At 61.8% G+C, this 16,677-nt stretch carries 14 protein-coding genes and 1 riboswitch; of the genes, 5 read left to right on the forward strand and 9 right to left on the reverse strand.

What is annotated here, in order from left to right; genetic code table 11:
• Window positions 1-21 precede the first annotated feature (21 nt).
• Genes thiM through ACSEXS_RS02140 form a run of 4 tightly spaced genes read right to left on the reverse strand, consistent with a single transcriptional unit; the run spans window position 22 to window position 3,447 of the window.
• Window positions 22-822: a hydroxyethylthiazole kinase gene (gene thiM, locus ACSEXS_RS02125; RefSeq protein ID WP_438431533.1), complete on the reverse strand. Its 801-nt coding sequence runs from the start codon at window positions 820-822 to the stop codon at window positions 22-24.
• Between the two features lie 53 nt (window positions 823-875).
• Entirely contained in the window at window positions 876-1,928 is a 1,053-nt protein-coding gene (locus tag ACSEXS_RS02130; RefSeq protein WP_438431534.1) for an ABC transporter substrate-binding protein, read from the reverse strand.
• Window positions 1,928-2,695, reverse strand: coding sequence for an ABC transporter permease (locus ACSEXS_RS02135; RefSeq protein ID WP_438431535.1), 768 nt, complete (start codon window positions 2,693-2,695; stop codon window positions 1,928-1,930). The genes ACSEXS_RS02130 and ACSEXS_RS02135 overlap by 1 nt, the downstream gene beginning before the upstream one ends.
• On the reverse strand, window positions 2,692-3,447 hold the full coding sequence (locus ACSEXS_RS02140; protein ID WP_438431536.1) for an ABC transporter ATP-binding protein: 756 nt from the start codon (window positions 3,445-3,447) through the stop codon (window positions 2,692-2,694). Before ACSEXS_RS02140 ends, ACSEXS_RS02135 begins: the two co-directional genes overlap by 4 nt.
• A 165-nt stretch (window positions 3,448-3,612) precedes the next feature.
• Window positions 3,613-3,718, reverse strand: a riboswitch (TPP riboswitch).
• Window positions 3,719-3,926: 208 nt separating this feature from the next.
• Between ACSEXS_RS02140 and ACSEXS_RS02145 the strand changes: the two genes are divergently transcribed.
• The gene (locus tag ACSEXS_RS02145) at window positions 3,927-5,150 is read left to right on the forward strand and encodes a cation:proton antiporter (protein WP_438431537.1); all 1,224 of its coding nucleotides are present in this window, start codon (window positions 3,927-3,929) and stop codon (window positions 5,148-5,150) included.
• Window positions 5,151-5,199: 49 nt separating this feature from the next.
• Window positions 5,200-5,688 (forward strand): cation:proton antiporter regulatory subunit, encoded by a 489-nt coding sequence (locus tag ACSEXS_RS02150; protein WP_438431538.1) that lies wholly within the window; start codon window positions 5,200-5,202, stop codon window positions 5,686-5,688.
• Between the two features lie 162 nt (window positions 5,689-5,850).
• Here the strand turns inward: ACSEXS_RS02150 and ACSEXS_RS02155 are convergent, their stop codons facing one another.
• From ACSEXS_RS02155 to ACSEXS_RS02165, 3 genes are all read right to left on the reverse strand, one after another.
• Window positions 5,851-7,230 carry an FUSC family protein gene (locus ACSEXS_RS02155; RefSeq protein WP_438431539.1) on the reverse strand — a complete coding sequence of 460 codons (1,380 nt, stop codon included), beginning with the start codon at window positions 7,228-7,230 and terminating at the stop codon, window positions 5,851-5,853.
• Window positions 7,231-7,480: 250 nt separating this feature from the next.
• Window positions 7,481-8,227 carry an MBL fold metallo-hydrolase gene (locus ACSEXS_RS02160; protein ID WP_438431540.1) on the reverse strand — a complete coding sequence of 249 codons (747 nt, stop codon included), beginning with the start codon at window positions 8,225-8,227 and terminating at the stop codon, window positions 7,481-7,483.
• A 120-nt stretch (window positions 8,228-8,347) separates the two neighbouring features.
• Window positions 8,348-9,184 carry a DUF4358 domain-containing protein gene (locus tag ACSEXS_RS02165; RefSeq protein ID WP_438431541.1) on the reverse strand — a complete coding sequence of 279 codons (837 nt, stop codon included), beginning with the start codon at window positions 9,182-9,184 and terminating at the stop codon, window positions 8,348-8,350.
• A gap of 207 nt (window positions 9,185-9,391) precedes the next feature.
• Here ACSEXS_RS02165 and ACSEXS_RS02170 point away from each other — a divergent pair, with 207 nt between their 5' ends.
• Window positions 9,392-10,492 carry a DUF3048 domain-containing protein gene (locus ACSEXS_RS02170; protein WP_438431542.1) on the forward strand — a complete coding sequence of 367 codons (1,101 nt, stop codon included), beginning with the start codon at window positions 9,392-9,394 and terminating at the stop codon, window positions 10,490-10,492.
• Between the two features lie 72 nt (window positions 10,493-10,564).
• On the opposite strand, the gene ACSEXS_RS02175 is transcribed toward ACSEXS_RS02170, so the two are convergent.
• The gene (locus tag ACSEXS_RS02175) at window positions 10,565-12,778 is read right to left on the reverse strand and encodes a glycosyl hydrolase (protein ID WP_438431543.1); all 2,214 of its coding nucleotides are present in this window, start codon (window positions 12,776-12,778) and stop codon (window positions 10,565-10,567) included.
• 330 nt (window positions 12,779-13,108) lie between these two features.
• On the opposite strand from ACSEXS_RS02175, the gene ACSEXS_RS02180 reads away from it, so the two are divergent.
• Window positions 13,109-14,881, forward strand: a complete 1,773-nt coding sequence (locus tag ACSEXS_RS02180; protein WP_438431544.1) for a class I adenylate-forming enzyme family protein — start codon at window positions 13,109-13,111, stop codon at window positions 14,879-14,881.
• Complete coding sequence (locus ACSEXS_RS02185; RefSeq protein ID WP_438431545.1) at window positions 14,874-16,013, forward strand: acyltransferase family protein; 1,140 nt, start codon at window positions 14,874-14,876, stop codon at window positions 16,011-16,013. The genes ACSEXS_RS02180 and ACSEXS_RS02185 overlap by 8 nt, the downstream gene beginning before the upstream one ends.
• 93 nt (window positions 16,014-16,106) lie before the next feature.
• Here the strand turns inward: ACSEXS_RS02185 and ACSEXS_RS02190 are convergent, their stop codons facing one another.
• Window positions 16,107-16,610: a DUF5412 family protein gene (locus tag ACSEXS_RS02190; protein ID WP_438431546.1), complete on the reverse strand. Its 504-nt coding sequence runs from the start codon at window positions 16,608-16,610 to the stop codon at window positions 16,107-16,109.
• Between the last annotated feature and the right edge of the window lie 67 nt (window positions 16,611-16,677).

The following is a 16,677-nucleotide window of genomic DNA, read 5'->3' on the forward strand; positions in this document are numbered from 1 at the left end:
TCCCGGCCGCTGAATAGCCGCTCAGACATAGCGAAGCCGCTCGATGCGCGCTTGTTCCCGCACCACATCGGGCGTGATGAGCGCCAGCTGGTTCAGGAACTCGATCTGGAAGCTGCCCGGTCCCCCGTCGGCCGTCAGCTCGCGGGCGGTCTCGGCGGCGATGCCGTAGAAGGCGACTGCTTCCGTCGCCGCTTCCACAGCGTCGTCCCTTCCCACCGCCAGGAACGCGCCGACTACCGTACTCAGCAGGCAGCCGGTTCCGGTCACTTGGGTCAGGATCGGATGGCCGTGGCTGCTTTGGTTCGTGCGGCTGCCGTCGGTGACGATATCGTCCTTGCCGGTGGCGACGACGACCGTGCCCAGCTTGCGGGCGGCACGCTCGGCCAGAGCCCGGACGTCGCCGCTTCCTGCTCCGGCATCGACGCCCTTGATCTCCCAGGGCTCGCCGATGACATTGGCGATCTCGGCGACATTGCCGCGGATGGCCGCCAGCCGAACGGAGCCGGCGATCCGCCGCGCCGTCTCGGTGCGGTAGGGAGTGGCCCCCGCACCGACCGGATCGAACACGACGGGCACGCCGTGCCGGTTGGCCGCTTCGCCTGCGGCGAGCATGGCCTCGACGGCCTCCTTGTCCAGCGTGCCCATGTTCAGCACGACGACGCCGGCGATGCGGGCGACGTCCCGCACTTCTTCCAAGGCGCTCGCCATGAACGGCGACGCGCCGAGGGCGAGCAGTCCATTGGCGGAAAAGTTGGCGACGACAATGTTGGTGATGTTGTGCACGAGCGGATTGGCGGCTCGGAGCTTGGCCAGATAACTCATGGATAATTCCTCCTTAAGGATGGTTGATGGGATAGAGGGACGAATGGATGGAGCTACCAGGAGACGAAGGCGTCGGCGGCTTGAATCGAATCGGAGATCAGCCGGTTGGCCGACAGCCAGGCCCGCACCTCCTCCCAGGAAGCTGCCGATTGGGAGCCGAAGGGCGTTCCCGGCTCGGTCATCAGCGGCAGCAGCAGCCCCAGGCTCTTCGTCTCGACGTCCTTGTCGAGCGGAGAGGTTTGATCCTCATGCTTCAGCAGCACCTCCAGCGCGCGGGCCGGATCATTCGCTACCTCCGCTTGGGCCTCGCGGATGGCGGCGAGGAATTCGCGGAGCGCTTCTTCGCGGCCGCCGACGGTGCTGTCGCTGGCGGCGAGCACGAGCTCGCTGTAATCGGGAACGCCGTAGCGGACCGGATCGAAGGCCGCTACCGGATGCCCCTCCTTCTCCAGCAGCAGCTTCTCGTGGTTGAGGAAGCCGCCCAGGGTCGCGTCCGTCTGCCGGGCGGCAAGAGCGGGAATCAGGCTGAACCCGACGTCGGTCAGCTTGACCTTGCCGGGATCGCCGCCGTCCGCTTGGACCATCGTCTTCGCCATCGCTTCGTACAGCGGAATGGAGGAGAACCCGATGGTCTTGCCCTCCAGCTCGCGCGGACGGGTGATGCCGCTCGTCTTCAGCGCCATGAGGCGATTGAGGGGATGGCGGACGATCGAAGCGATGGACTTGACCGGCACTCCCTCGCTGCGTGCGAGCAGGATCTGCGGCTGATAGCTGAGCGCGAGGTCGACCTTGCCCGCGGCGGCGAGTCGCAGGGCGTCGTTGGTATCGGACGGCATTTCGATGGCGACCTCCAGGCCATGCGCGGCGAAGATGCCTTGATCCTGGGCGACATAGAGGAAGGAATGAACGGCGTTCGGATACCAATCGAGCATGATCGACAGCTTAACCGGCGCGGCAGGCTTCCCGGCTGCGCCGGACGTCGCAGGGGGGCCGGACGGCGCTTGGCCGGTTGAAGCGGACTTCGCGCAGCCTGCGGACAGAATCGCTGCAGCGAGCAGAACGGCAGCGAGGGCGGCCGTCAAGGCGGCCGGGCGTTTCGGGATCATCAAGGAGTCCTCCTCGTGCAGCAGAGTTTTTCCAGACCGGCGATCGCGAGGAAGCCGAGGATGCCGGTCAAGGACAAGAGCAGGACGGCGGCGAACATCTCCGCCGTCTGGAGATTCGCCGACATGCGGCGGCTGTAATACCCGAGGCCGGCGTTCCCGCCGAGCCATTCGCCGATGGTCGCGCCGACCACCGAATAGACCGCCGCGAGCTTGAGGCCGGAGAAGAGGGAAGGCAGCGCGAAGGGAATGCGCACCTTCCGGTAGATCTCGCCCCGGCTGGCGCCCATCGCCCGGAGCAGCTCGCGGTACTCGCGGTCCGTCTCGGCGAGCCCGTCGTACGCCCCGACCGCCACGGGGAAGAAGGCGGTCAGGAAGACGACGGCGACCTTGCTCGTCAGCGAGTAGCCGAACCAGAGGATAAAAACCGGCGCGAGCGCGATGAGCGGCAGCGTCTGGCTGACGACCAGCAGCGGGTACAGCGCTTTGTCGAGCGGCCGCCAGGCCCGCATCGCCGCGCCGATGAGAGCTCCGCCGGCGGCGGATAGGGCGAACCCGACGGCGACCTCCCGCAGCGTGACCGGCAGGTGAACGGTCAACAGCAGGCGGCTGTTGTCGGCCAAAGCCCGGGCGATCTCAATCGGGGCGGGCAGAATAAACGGAGGCACGAGGCCGAGCCGGACCGCCCCTTCCCACAGGAGCAGCAGGAGAGCGGCCGTCGGCAGGAAATAGCGCATGCGCCCGGGCCCGGCGAAGCGAAGCCGATTCATGGCCGGAGCCTCCCTTCCATTTCCCGCCGCAGCCGCAGGAAGCCGGGTTCGAAGCGGGCGTCTGGATTTCGCGGCCGGGGCAGGCGGACCGGGTAAAGCTGCAGCTCCTCCCCGGGACGGCGCGGCATGATGCCGATCCGGTCGCTGAGCAACAGCGCTTCCTCCAGGTCGTGGGTGATGAACAGGACGGTGACGCCGAGCTCCTCCCAGAGGGACAAGAGCCAGCGGTGCATCTCCTGCTTGGTGATCGCGTCCAGCGCGCCGAACGGCTCGTCGAGGAGCAGGAGTCGGCGGCCGGTCGCCACCGTCCGCAGGAAGGCTGCCCGCTGGCGCATGCCGCCGGACAGCTCCCCGGGGTATGCGCCGGCCGCTTCCTCCAAGCCGAAGCGCTTCAGCAGCCCGTGCATCCGGTCGGCGGAGTAAGCCGAATCGGCGACGGCGGTCAGCTCCGAGGCGAGCCGGGCGTTCTCCAGCACGGTGCGCCAGGGCAGCAGCAGGTCCTTCTGCGGCATATAGCCGGTCTTCCCCAGCAAGTCGCCCGGCTTCGCGGAGGAGAAGGCTCCGATCCGAATCTCGCCGGACCGGGGCTCGGCCAGACCGGCGATCAGCTTGAACAGCGTGCTCTTGCCGCTGCCGCTCGCTCCGACGAGCGAGACGAATTCGCCGGAGGATACTTCCAGCGAGAGATCGCGGAACAGCGGGGGAGAGGGCCCCGAAGTGTAGGAATACGAAACGCGGTCCAGGATGAGCATGGCGCTTAGGGCCTCCTTTATTTGGGGGGGGGCGGCTTCCGAAGAGTCCCTTGGATTCGAAAGGCTGCGGGTCGAAGGGGCCGGCAGATCCGCCGAACGCAAAAAGACCCGTTCGTCTTCGCAGGAAAACGAACGGGTCCGGACGACACCTTGGCAATCGGGTGCAGGCAGGCTCACTCACTTCCCTCCGCTGGTATGATCCAGTTCAGGTTCCAAGGGTCCGGAGCTTCAGACGCTCCATCTCAGCCGGTTGGCCCCCCTAGTGATTCAGGCAGATTCATTTAGAACTAACTATACCACATGTCCTCCGGTTGTAAAGTCCGGCTTCCTGCCGTCGGTGAAGGTATAGAAGGGGAGAAAAAACGCATAAAATGAGCAATAAAAATCGTTTTATCCAGAAATATTGAAAAAATATTTGGTTTTTTGCTCAATTGTCTGTATAATAAATGTATAAATCCAATGAATAAGGGAGGAATGGTATGGATCATCTGGTCTTTGAGGTGGGGACGGCGCTTCTGCTTGTCGCCCTCGCCTCGGTGCTCGCCAACAAGCTGAAGTTCTCCATCATTCCCTTCTTGATCGTCCTCGGGATGGCGGTCGGCCCCCACGCCCCCAAGATCGGTATCCTGGACTTCCGCTTCATCGAAAGCCAGCCGTTTATCGAATTCCTCGGCCGCATCGGCGTGTTGTTCCTGCTGTTTTACCTCGGTCTGGAGTTCTCGGTGTCCAAGCTGATAAAATCGGGAAAGAACATCGTCTTCGGCGGGAGCGTTTACGTCCTGCTTAACTTTGTTCTCGGCCTCGGCTTCGCCTACCTCGCCGGATTCCCGTTCAGCGAAATGCTGATTATCGCCGGGATGATGTCCGTGTCGTCCACCGCCATCGTCGCCAAGGTGCTGGTCGACCTTCGCCGTACCGGCAACGCCGAAACCGAGCTGATTCTCGGTATGATTCTGTTCGATGATATTTTCCTCGCCGTCTTCCTGTCCGTCATGTCGGGCCTCTTGCTCGGCGGCGCGACCTCGGCGGGCGGCGTGCTGGTCTCGGTGGGGATTTCCATCGGCTACATGCTGCTGTTCTTCGTGATCGCCCGGTTCGGTCCGCCGGTGCTCAACCGGCTTCTGCGGATCGCATCGAACGAGATTTTCATCATCGTGGTGTTCGCGCTGCTGTTCTTCATCGCCGGGTTTTCGGAAAAGCTGCACGTCGCCGAGGCGATCGGCGCGCTCCTGTTCGGTCTGGCGCTGTCGGAGACGGAGCACAGCAAACGCATCGAGCACCTGGTGGTGCCGTTCCGCGACTTTTTCGGGGCCGTCTTCTTCTTCAGCTTCGGCCTCGGCATCGACCCGCGCACCCTCGGCAGCGCCGTCGGCCTGGCTCTCGCGGCGGTGGGGCTGACCATTGTCGGGAATCTCGTCTCCGGCTTGATCTCCGGGCGCAATGCCGGTCTGTCCCACAAGGCCTCGACCAATATCGGCCTGACGGTCATGGCGCGGGGCGAGTTCACGATCATCGTCGCCAACCTCGGCATCGCCGCCGGCTTGATGGAGGTGCTGCGGCCCCTTTCGGCGCTGTATGTGCTGATTCTCGCCATTATCGGCCCGCTCCTTACCAAGGAATCCAAGCACGTTTACCGCTTCTTGAACCGCATCTTCAAATGGACCAAACCCAAGCCCCAGGAGCGGCCCGCTTCGCAGCCTTAACCGCCTGGCTTGTAGGCCCTCACTACCTGACAATGGAGGAAATCCAGACATGGGAGTCATACGCGAATCCGATTTGCCCGGACTGGGCAAAAAATATCAGATTGAGGCCCGCTCCGGCGACAAGCTGGTGGTCGTCATCCACGACGACGGCCGCCGCGAGCTGTACCATTACGCCGACGACGATCCGGAGGAGAGCGTCTCGCTCGTCACGCTGGAAGACGAGGAGGCGCGCCAGGTCGCCGCGATTATCGGCGGCATGACCTACAAGCCGAAGGCGCTGGAAAGCATCGAGGTCTCGCTCGACGGGCTGGTCATCGACTGGTTCAAGCTGGAGCCCGGCTTCCAGGGCGCCGGACGGACCATTGCCGAGCTGGATGTTCGCGCCCGGACCGGCGCCACCATCCTCGCCATAGTCGGCAAGTCCGGTCAGACGATCAATCCCGGCCCGGAGGACCGGCTCGCGGCGGGCGCGACCCTCGTCATCGCCGGCGAGCGCAAGCAGCTGCGGCTGCTGAAGGAGCTGCTTACGCTCGGTTGACCGGCGCACAAGGGCGGACTTAGACGCGGGCAGACAAAAACAGCGCATCCGGATTGGATACCGGATGCGCTGTTTTGGCCTGCTTGCCCTTATCTGGCTTCGCAGACGTAGCCCCGCTCCGCAGCCGCTCGTCGGTTGCCGGAGCAATCAAGCCGGTAGCCGTCAGGAGGGCTTGCTCTGGGGAGCGCGCTCTTCCTGCTCCGCCGATTCTTCCAGGACCGGTCTGCGGGAATAGTAGAGCCGGTCCATGGCCTTGACCGCCGACCGGCGCGAGCTGGCGCCGATGCGGTAGGTCGCCCGCCGCCGGAAATCCGCGCCGGCGTCGGCGACCGCATAGCTCTCGTCGGCCAGCAGCGCGAGCGGCAGATCGGCAACACCGGCTCCGAACACCGCTACCGTATCCGCCGTAGCCGCCGCCTTCAGATCGGCGAGGGCCGGAGCGAACACCGTCTCGGCGCTGTAGATGTCCAGGCATTCGCCGGTCCCGCCGGGCGCAGGGCTCCGGATCACCCGCAGCCGGTCTGCGCTCTGAAGCGTTAGCAGCTCCCGGTGGAGGGAATCCGCCGTCTCCCGGTCCGTCCGCACGGCGATATGCAGCACGTCCCCTTGGGCGGGTGGATCGGCGCAGATGGAATGCTGCTGGGGGAGCCGTCTCATCGACCGGTGATGCGCCCGTTCCGCGTCCGTGGTCAGCTCCCGGTGATAGACGTACAGATCGTCTTCGATGGCATAGGCGTGGAAGCCGTTCACCCCCCGCCGGTCGAGGAGGTCGCGGACCTCCCGGGCGGAATCGTCCGGAATCGGAGCCGTCCGCAGGAAGCTCTCGGCCAGCGGGTCGTACAGCGCCGCTCCGTGCATGACCAGGACCGGCAGCCCCCAGGGCATGCCGGCGAGCAGGGGACGCAGAGCCGCGGGTGTCTTGCCCGTGGAAATGGTGATGGCGGCTCCGCGCCGCAGCAGGTCGTTCAGCTTGAATTTGGCGGGGTTGTCCCAGGCGCCGCGGTCGTTCAGCAGAACGCCCTCCAAGGCGGCGACCATCAGCAGCTTCCGGCGGCGTTTGCGGGGAAGGTGAACCGCGTTGACGCCGAGCGAGACGAAGATGCCGAGCAGCGTGTCCAGCATCCGGCTGATCGCAAAGACGAACGGACTCGCGTCTCCGCTGTGCGAGATCGTCACGCTGAAAAAGACGACGCAGGTGATGTACGAGGCCGCCGGTTTTTTCAGCAGCAGGGTCGTGTAGATCAGCGGGATGACGCACAGGGATTCGATCAGGTAATCCCAGGCTTGTCCGCTGGCCGGAATCAGGCTGCGCTCCAGCAGCAGAATTCCCATTCCGAACAGTCCGCCGATCAGGGTGCCCCAGGCACGGTTGGCCGCCACCTTCCAGCTGTTGGGCACATCCGGCTGCATGCACAGCACGGCGGCGATGGCGGAATAAAACGGAAGTCCGTCTTTCCACAGCAAGGGGTTCAAGTACATGCAGAGGCAGACCGCGACAAAGGTCTTGATCATTCTCATTCCAACTCTTGGCATTCGTTCCATCGGGCTAACCTTCTTCTGTGAAAGAGATTCTCTTGATTATAGTGGGCGGGGCAGCGATTGAAAAGCCGGTTCTTCCACCGGTTGCGGAATCCCCCCGGAATGCGGCTAATGGACACGGCAAGCCATCCAACGGTTTTCGCGCAAAACAACAGCCCCTCCCAGGACGGAGCATTCGGTCATCGCAAGGAACGATCGAGTGCGGCCGGTCAGGAAGGGGCGGGAGGAACGTAGCGTAACAAATCGCTAATTTTTACTTATAGACGATCCTTCTCGGTTCTTTGCCGTAAGGGTGGGCTTTGGAGATGCCGCCAAACCATTCGTAAGGGACGTCTCTCTCATTCTCGCCTTCACAGACTTCTTTTACGGCATTCCGGTGGGCTTCATAGAGGGACGCATCCTCAAGATTGCGGCTGTGCCCGGTTAAGAGATAATCATAGTCGCCGCGAATTTCCTTCAACGCATCAAGGGATTGGAGGAACTCCTCCAGGGGCAGGCTTTCCTCCAACTGCATCCACGTCTGTTCGATAATGCTGTCACCGGTGAATAAGATCCGGTCCCGGCGGTCCAGCAAGCAGATGCCTCCCGGCGTGTGGCCCGGAACGCTGTAGACCTCCAGTTGGATCTCGCCCAGGTCGATCACGTCGCCTGCGAGAATCGGCCGAAACGCCGCCGGTTTCCGCTGCATCTGCCGGATGGCCTCTACAAACAACGGCTCCTGGTAAAACCGCTCGGCCAAAGCCTGATCCGCCGGATGAAGGAAGGCTTCCTCAAAATAGATGTTGCCGTAGATGTGATCGGGATGACCGTGGGTGTTCACGACGGTGAGCGGCAAGCGAGTTAACGTCTCCGCAATCTCCTTCACATTTTCGTAGCCGTTCATCGTATCGATGATCAGGGCTCTTTGAGAGCCGACCACAAGATAGCCGGTTGCTTCGTCGTTGTCGTTCATTAACCAGATATGATCGTTGATTTGCTTCAGTTGGACTCGCTCGAACATGGATTCACCCTCATCGGTCCGTTCCTCGAATTAACGCATCGCTCTTGCCTGCGATTGTCGTTCACCAGTATAAACCCGATTACCCGGGATTTCCAGTTTGGCTTCGGCCGGTCCCAGACCTTATTTGAAAAAGCTTTCAAATGCCTTCGCCACCTGCTGTTGCTCGCGGGAGATGCTGAACAAGACATAGTCGCCTTTGCGGACGATCTGATAGTTCTTCGCCAGCTCATATTGGTCCGGCAGATAGGTGGAGAACATGCGGATGACATCGTCGGCGCGTTTCTTCAGCGCATTGGCAACCGTATCGTAATCCTTCTCCGCTTTCAGCCGCACGACGACGATCTTGCTCGTGCTGACGTTCATCATCGGCTGAAGAAAGGTCGAATCGGCGAGCTGGGCCGGATCGAGGTAGTAGACCTCTTGGATGCGATCGCCTTCCACCGCCATAAGCGTCGGCATTTGAACCGTCTCCTTGATCTTGGCCGCGATGTCGGCCGTTTTGACGGGGGCCGCGGGCTTCACGGAAGGAGATGGCTTTGCGCTGGGCTTCACCGTAGGCTTGGCCGTCGGTTTAGCGGTCGGGCTGACCGCCGGCTTTGCGGTTGCAGCCGGTTTCGCTGTCGGTTTGACCGTCGGTTTCCCGGTCGCGGCCGGCTGAGCCGTCGGCTTGACGGAGGGCGTTGCCGAATCGGAGGGCTTCACGCTCGGCTTAGCCGTTCCCTCCGGGCTGGTCCCGGCGGATGCGCTGGGGACCGTCGAGGCCGATGCGGCGGGCGACGCGCTGCCGGCAGGACTCGGGCTGACCCCTGTGGGCGAGCTCTCCGAAGAAGGGGAGCCGGTGGACGGAGAAGAGCTCGGAGCGGCGTTGTCGGCCGCTTGGCCGCAGCCCGTGGCGAAGAGCGCCAGGGAGACGGCGAGGGCAGTGAGCTTGGGGGACAGGGCGGACTTCGGATTCAATGTACATTCTCCTTTTTCTACGATGTCGAGGTTCCCCTCTCTAACGGCGGCATTCGACAAAAGGTTGCAGGGCCTGCCTCCATTCGTGCGAATCGGCCGCGGTTTGCCTGTGTTGCGAGCGGTGATGGCCGACCGATTCTTCCAGCCTTTGAGCAGACGGACATGCTATACTGAGGGAGATTGGAAGACTTGTACCAGGAGGCCCTCATGAGACTCGTCCGATTCGTTCCCTTTCGGAAAGCCGCGCTTTCCGGTTCTCTGCGCAAGCTGCTCCTCATCGGTGCTTGCGGCGCCCTCCTGCTCGCGGCAGGCTGCGGCTCGAGGAAGCCGACGCCGACGGCTTCGCCCGTTCCCTCCTCCATCGGCCCGTCAAGAGCTCCTACCGCCGAACCGACGGCGGCCCAGCCGGTTGCGGCGTTCCGCGCTCCGCTTACCGGGCTGCCGATAACGGAAGAGTCGTCGGGCCGGGCGTTCCTGTTCACCGTCGAGAACTCCCCCGCCGCCCGGCCCCAGACCGGACTCGACCAAGCCGACCTCGTCTACGAGGTGCTGGCGGAGGGCGAGATTACGCGGTTTCTCGCCGTTTATCAGAGCGAGCATCCGGCCGTCATCGGCCCGGTGCGGAGCATGCGGCCGTATTTCGCCGAGATCGGCGTCGGCCTCGATGCGGTACTGGTTCACGCCGGCTGGAGCCAGGACGGCATGAACATGATGGTGAAGCTGCACGCCGATCACATGGACGGCGTCTACGCGGACGGTGCCGTATTCTGGCGCTCCACGGACCGCAAAGCGCCGCACAACCTGTACACCTCCTGGGAAAAGGTGATGCAGGGCTTCGAGCGGCACAAGTTTCGCGCGGAGTGGAAAGACCCCGGACTGGCCTTTGCGGCTCCGGGAGAAAGCGTCGCTTCCGGAAGCGCGGAGTGGCTGGCAGCCGAAGCCGTGACCATCCCCTACATCCTGGGCTACAAGGTGGGCTACCGCTATGATGCGGCCTCCGGCGTCTATATGCGCTTCATGGACGGCGAACCGCATAAGGATAAGGAATCCGGGAAACAGCTATCCGCCGCGAACGTGATCGTCATGGAAGCCTCGCACAAAGTCTTGGACCAGGCGGGGAGGCGGGACGTCAATGTGAATTCCTCCGGCAACGGCTACCTCATCCAGCAGGGCATGGAACGGAAGGTAACCTGGAGCCGCCAGGACGGCGTCATCCGCGTCTTTGCCGACGGCCGCGAGCTGCCGCTCGTTCCCGGCAAGACGTGGGTGCAGATTGTGCCGACGGGCACCGTGCCGGTTTTTTCCTGAGCCTGGAACGAATCCGTACAATAAAGAGGGCCGGAGCGGGAATTTCCCGTCCGGCCCTCTTCTAATCCCCGTTTATTTCGGTTCGATTCCCCAAGCCAGTTGGCCGCTCTTGTACCCGGTCACCTGCTGGTTGTTCGTGTATTGGGTGACGGAGGCCTTGAACGAATAGTCGTCGGCCTGGTTGTAGTTGGTCCAGTTGGTCTTCGAGAAGCGGGCCTGGATTTCTGCGCTCTGGCCGGGGCTTAAGGTGCCGGCCGCGCTCGTGAAGCCGATCTCCAGATAATAATCGGCTCCGGACACGGCTGTCGCCAGCTTGACGAACTTGCCGGTGACATTCGCGCTGCCGACGCTGGCCCAATCGCACCAGAAGTTCTGGGCGATGTCCCCGTCAATCGTGTAATAATAGCGGAGCTTCACATCGGCGAGCGAAAGCGCGGTGGTGCCGGTGTTGACGATTTTGAACTTGGGCGAAATGCCGTTGGTGGAGGAGCTGGTCGTGCCGTTATACGCCTGAACCGTCAAGCTTCCCGACGGCGTAGCGGTCGGCGTAGCGGTCGGCGTGGCCGTTGGCGTAGCGGTCGGTGTGGCCGTTGGCGTAGCGGTCGGCGTGGCCGTTGGCGTAGCGGTCGGTGTGGCCGTTGGCGTAGCGGTCGGTGTGGCCGTTGGCGTAGCGGTCGGTGTGGCCGTCGGCGTAGTAGTAGGCGTGGCCGTCGGCGTGGCGGTCGGCGTGGCCGATGGGTTCGGAGATTTCAGGTTGGGCAGCTCGTCCAGGGTGATGACGTAATCGCTTTGATAAAGCGTTTTCAAAGTGGCCGGATAATTGTACGCAGAGCTCATCAGATACTCGCCGTACCAGGGCAAGAAGTAGAGCCAGCCGGCTTTTTCCTCGGTGAGGTTCTGGACGCTTGGAACGGTGTCGTTCTCGGTCATGGCGACCATTTTCTTGCCTTGGGTCAGATCGACCAGTTGATAGAACGTCGAGGTAATCGCATCCTCGTTGGGCACGCCGGACAATCCGTCATAGCGGTTGTAGATCGTGTTGTATTTGTCGTAGCCGACGATATCCACCTTGTCATTGCCGGGGTACCAGGCGGGAGAAGTGCTGTACACGTAGCTGTTGTAGGTCCAGATCAGGTTGTGCAGGCCGTACGTCTGCGTCAGCTCGGTGTAGAGCATGTTCCAGAGCTGCTTGTATGTCTGGGCGCCGGCAGAAGCCCACCAGAACCAGGCGCCTTCGCCGTTGGCCCCGCCGTTGCCTTCCGCTTCATGGAACGGACGGAAAATCACCGGCACCTTGTTGGTCTGCAGAATCTGGAGCTGTTCGGCCAGGTCCGCAATCGCCATCTTCAGGTACTGATACTCCTTGGTTCCGGGAACGACGGCGTTAGCGGTAACAAAATTGGTCTCCGTAGGCTTGTAGGTGGCTTCCTTCCAATCCACCGCATTGCCTAGCGTGTAGGCGGTAAAATTCTTCGGAACGGTGATATGCCAGCTGGCCGTTGCGATCCCGCCCCGGGTGTTGACCCAGTTGATTGCCCGATTGGTGGTGCCGTCTTCCCAGCCGTACAGCGGATTGTAGTTCATAAAATCAAAGCCGCGAATGGCCGGGTACTTGCCGGACAGGTCGTGGATCCAGTCAAATTCGAGCTCGGAGTTGCCGTTGTTGCCGCCTCCGTAAATTTCCTGCTGGCCGGAGAGGATATGCTTGCCGTAGACGCTCGTCAAGTAATTCATCAGCAGTTGGGTTTCTGCCGTCGCTTTGGAATCGACGAGAACGGGCTGCACGACGAGCGGGTCGAGAGCGGCTTTGTCCACCGTAAACGAGTCAAAGTAGGCGTATCCCCAGCCGGCTTTCAACTGGATCGTATTCACGCCCTTGGTCAGCTTGTGAAAACCGAAGTTGAAGGTCGACCAGGTTGTCGTGTACGGCAGCATGAACGATCCCTTGTTGACGCCGTTGACGGTGAGGTATTGCAGCCTGCCGTCGGTGCTGAGCTCCTGCATGTAGCGGCTGGTGATGGAGTACATGCCGGTTTCCGGCGCCGTTACGGTGAAGGTAATGGTTCCCGAACTCTGCATCCAGACAAACCCGGTGCCGGTGTATCCCGGTTTGGCTTGTCCATAAATCTGGGTCGCCACTTGCAGATCGGAGCTGAGCTGCGCATTCTCGCCTTCAATCGTGAACAGCGGGGCGGCGGCATGAACGCGAGCTGGGGCATTCATCCCTCCAAGCAGCAGAGTCAAAGCCAGGAGAAGTGCACTTGCCTGTTTGAATAATTTTTTCATTTGCAGCTTCCTTTCCATGTAAAATAGAATAAATTCTTGCGCATTCGGTCGAAAGATGGATGCGCTTTCACAGCAAACATACCACATGTTCCAAATTTTGTAAATCCATTTCCGACAGAAAATTTCCCGCCGTTTTCCTCCGTTAGGAGTCGGTTTTTTGGGGCGCCTCTCGTGCGGCTAGGCTGTGGAGACCGAATTTAAGCGGGAGATCGGCCAATCCAAAAAAATAAAAAAATTTACCAATAATGTTCTTTATTAAGAACGAATTCGATGATATGATTAGAATAATTCTATAATCGGTCGATATATCGAATTTCAGGGGGCATGTGCATGGGAATGGCGACTCACCGAATTCAGTTTCACCCCGATACGATCCCCGCTCTGCTGCAGCACCGCGCGAGCCGCTGTTCTCGGGACGTCGCTTACAGCTACCCGGAGCTGGGCCAGCATGCAACGTGGCTTGCGCTGTGGGAAGACGTCCGAAGCACGGCTAAAGGGTTCCTAGCGCTCGGCATTGAAAAAGGGGACCGCATTGCGATTTTGATGCAGGGCAGGCTGGAGCTGATTGTGACGCTGTTCGCCGCCATGTCGCTCGGAGCTGTCGCCGTGCCGGTAAACGCGTATTCCAAGAAGGATGAATTCGCCGCATGCCTGCGCGACGCGCGGCCAAAAGCGCTGGTGCTCGGCTCCGAAGGGCATCATCTGCAGTACCCGGCTTTAATGAAGGAAATCCTGAGCGACGCGGGTGCGGAAGGACGGGAATCCGGCTGGCTGCCGGACTATGTCTTCGTAACCGACAAGCCGGAGGCGATAGAGCCCCCCTTCCTTCCTTACGCCAGTCTTGCTCTGCTCGGCGCTTCGACGAGCGACCGTACGTTCGTGGAGGCCTGCCAGCAGGTGGAAATCCAAGATCCCGCTGTCCTGCTGTACACCTCGGCTACGCTGGGGCAGCCGAAGGGCGTCCTGCGCACGCTTGCCTCGTTTCTGCCGAAGGGCAGCGGACTCAAGCAGCCGTCAAGCGGCAAGGAGGCGCTTCTCCGCCTCGCGGACCGGATTGCCCGCCGGTTCTCGCTGATGAACCTGCTTCCGCTCTATCATCTCGGCGGCTTCGCCGTGCTGATTACCAACCTGAAATCCGTCAACGTCCGGGTCGTCCTGCTGACCCGCTTCAACCCCGTTCACGCGCTGCAGGCGGTCGAGCGGGAACGCTGCCGCATTCTGACCGGAACGCCGTTCATGATCCAGCACATGCTGGCGGCGAACCGGGAGCACCGGCGGGACCTGTCGAGTCTGCTCGGCGTTGCCTTCACCTCCGCTGCGGTCAACAATCGGATTCTGCAGCGGGTGATGAACGAGCTCGACCTGCTGTTCTTCCTGGTGAGCTACGGGTCGTCGGAAGCGGGCTCGGTGGCGAACGGCACCTGCTTCCTGGAGCGCAGGAACAGCCAGGTCTTGCGGCTCCTGTACCGACTGCTGGAAGGGAGCGGGCTGCTCAGCGGAACCGTCCGCCGCTCCGACTTCGAGAATACCGCTTACAGCTTGGCGGGCAAGATCGACAAGGGAGTACGAGTCAAGGTGGCCGATCCGGATTCCGGCGAGGAGCTTCCGCAAGGGCAGCAAGGAGAGATCCTGATCAAGAGCCATCGGGTCATGCGGTATACCCGGGAGCATCCCGGACGGGCCTGTTATACCCGAGAAGGCTGGTTTCGTTCCGGCGACCTGGGCTATTTCGATGAGCGAGGCTATCTGACCATCACCGGCCGGATGAACCGGCTGATCTCGCGCGGCGGGGAAAAAATCTCGCCGGCGGAAATCGAGCATGCGCTGCTCGCCCATCCCGGCGTGGAAGAGGCGATGGTGCTGGGCATCCCGGACGACCTGTACGGGGAGCAGATCTGCGCCTGCGTCGTCGCCCGTCCGGGAGCGGAACTGTCCCCGGAGAAGCTCGGCCTGGACTTGGAACGCCGGCTGTCCGCCTTTAAGCTGCCGCGCTATTATGTGTTCCTGCCGCAGCTCCCGCTGTCGGCCACGGGCAAGAATTCGGTGGCCGAGATCCGGGAGCTGGCGCTCGGCGACATCGGGGGGCTCAGGAAGAATGCGTAACTATTACCCCGGCATTACCGTCTTCAAGCTGGCCGGCGCGCTTGCCGTGCTGCTGGCGCATGTGCTGTTCTTCCGCTATGCGTCCGCCCTGCCGACCGAGTGGAGCGGCCTGCAATTCTTGTTCCTCCTGCTGAGGGTGATCGTGCCCTGTTTCTATATGGTGTCGGGCTTTCTCACCTATCAAGGCTGGACGCATGCGTCCGACTCCGGCGCCTACGTAAGGCGCTACCTTAAGCGGATCGGTCTCGTCTACGGCTTCTTCGTGCTCTTGTTCATCGGGCAGCATACGGTCCCCGATCTGCTGCGCCAGGGCGTCAGCCCGGGAAATGCGCTCCTGCAAGCGAAAATCCTGTTCATGGCCGTGTTCCTGAACGGGCCGTTCCTGCAGCTCTGGTTCATTCCGCCGCTTCTCGCTGCGGTGGCCGCCGTTTACGCGTTTGCCCGAAAGGAGAGGCTGAAGCAGGCGGTATGGCTCGCGGCGGCGGGCTTCGCGCTGTGTCAATTCGTCACCGGAACGCTCCGCCCCCTTTGGGGAGAAGGGATGGGAGCGGGCTTATTGAACGCCGACCAGCGGGAGTACGCGGAGCTGTTCCTCACCCGCTACCTGGGCTTCGGCTTCATCTTCGTACTCGCCGGCGTGCTGGTCGCCCGGCACGAGGCCGCCTTCCGCGCTGTTCGGCTGCGGACGCTCGCGCTGCCGGCCCTCGCGGTTAGCGCCGTGGAGCTGGCGCTCCTGCTTAGGTACGAGCAGTGGACGCTCGATTACAAGCTCGCCTTCAGCCTGCTGCCGAACACGGTGCTGCTGTTCTATGGCGTGCTCCGGATTCGAAGCGTCAAGATCAGAGCCCATCACCGGACGATCAACCGCTTCAGCATCGTCACCTTCTGCGGGCATATTCCGTTCATGCAGCTCAATCTGCTGCTGTTCGGCTGGCGGGAGGCGTCGATGGGCAGGGCGCAGGATCTGATCTATCTGGGCTTGACCTTCCTCGAATGCGCGGCGGTGACCGCTCTATTCGGACTGGGCAAGCGCGGGGAGAAGTCCGCATCCGACCGCTTTGCTCCGGTTCCCGATGCGGGGCTGCGGCTTGCGGCGGAGAGCGGGCTTCCGACCGAACGGGTGAGCGGCTGAGAAGGAGGCGGTTCGCTTCGGCGCGTCCAACAGGCATGACCCAAACCTAAAACGGCCGCTCGTCCAGACGAGCGGCCGTTTTTGCCGTGGCTTTCAAGGGTTCTGGTCGGGAAGCACGGTCGATTCGCCGGATTTTCGATAATCGAAGGTTTCACCTTTGGCCAAATTCAAGGTCACCCTGCCGATCCTCACCCGGCTCTCGTCCATCCATTCGACCTTGGGGCTGTAGTCCTTGGCATTGTAATAGACGGTCTTTCGCTTGCCGGACTTGTTGTCGACCAGCACGGCTTTCGCTTTATCGTACCAATAACCGGTATAGTGATACGTTCGAATCGTCAACGACCGATCGGGAGAGCGGTAGGCATGGTTCAGGATTCCGGCGGGGAGGTTGACCAGCGTGAGAGCGTAGCTCAACACGAAGCAGGCCGATACCAGCAGCGGGACAAAGGACACGAGGGCGAGCAGGACCGGGAATCTCCGGTCATTTCGTTTCTTGCGCTTCACAATCTGTGCGAGCAGGAAGGGGAGACAGATTAAGCCGAGCAGCGCCAAGGCATAGGAGAACAGCAAGCCAATGGCAAACCGGCTCTCGTTCATACGGCTCTCTTCCTTTCATCCAAAATATTAATCAATTCCCATATTAGGGTACTATTTGAGCAGAAAA

The sequence above is a fragment of the Gorillibacterium terrae genome, from assembly GCF_051594785.1.
Classification (GTDB): domain Bacteria; phylum Bacillota; class Bacilli; order Paenibacillales; family NBRC-103111; genus Gorillibacterium.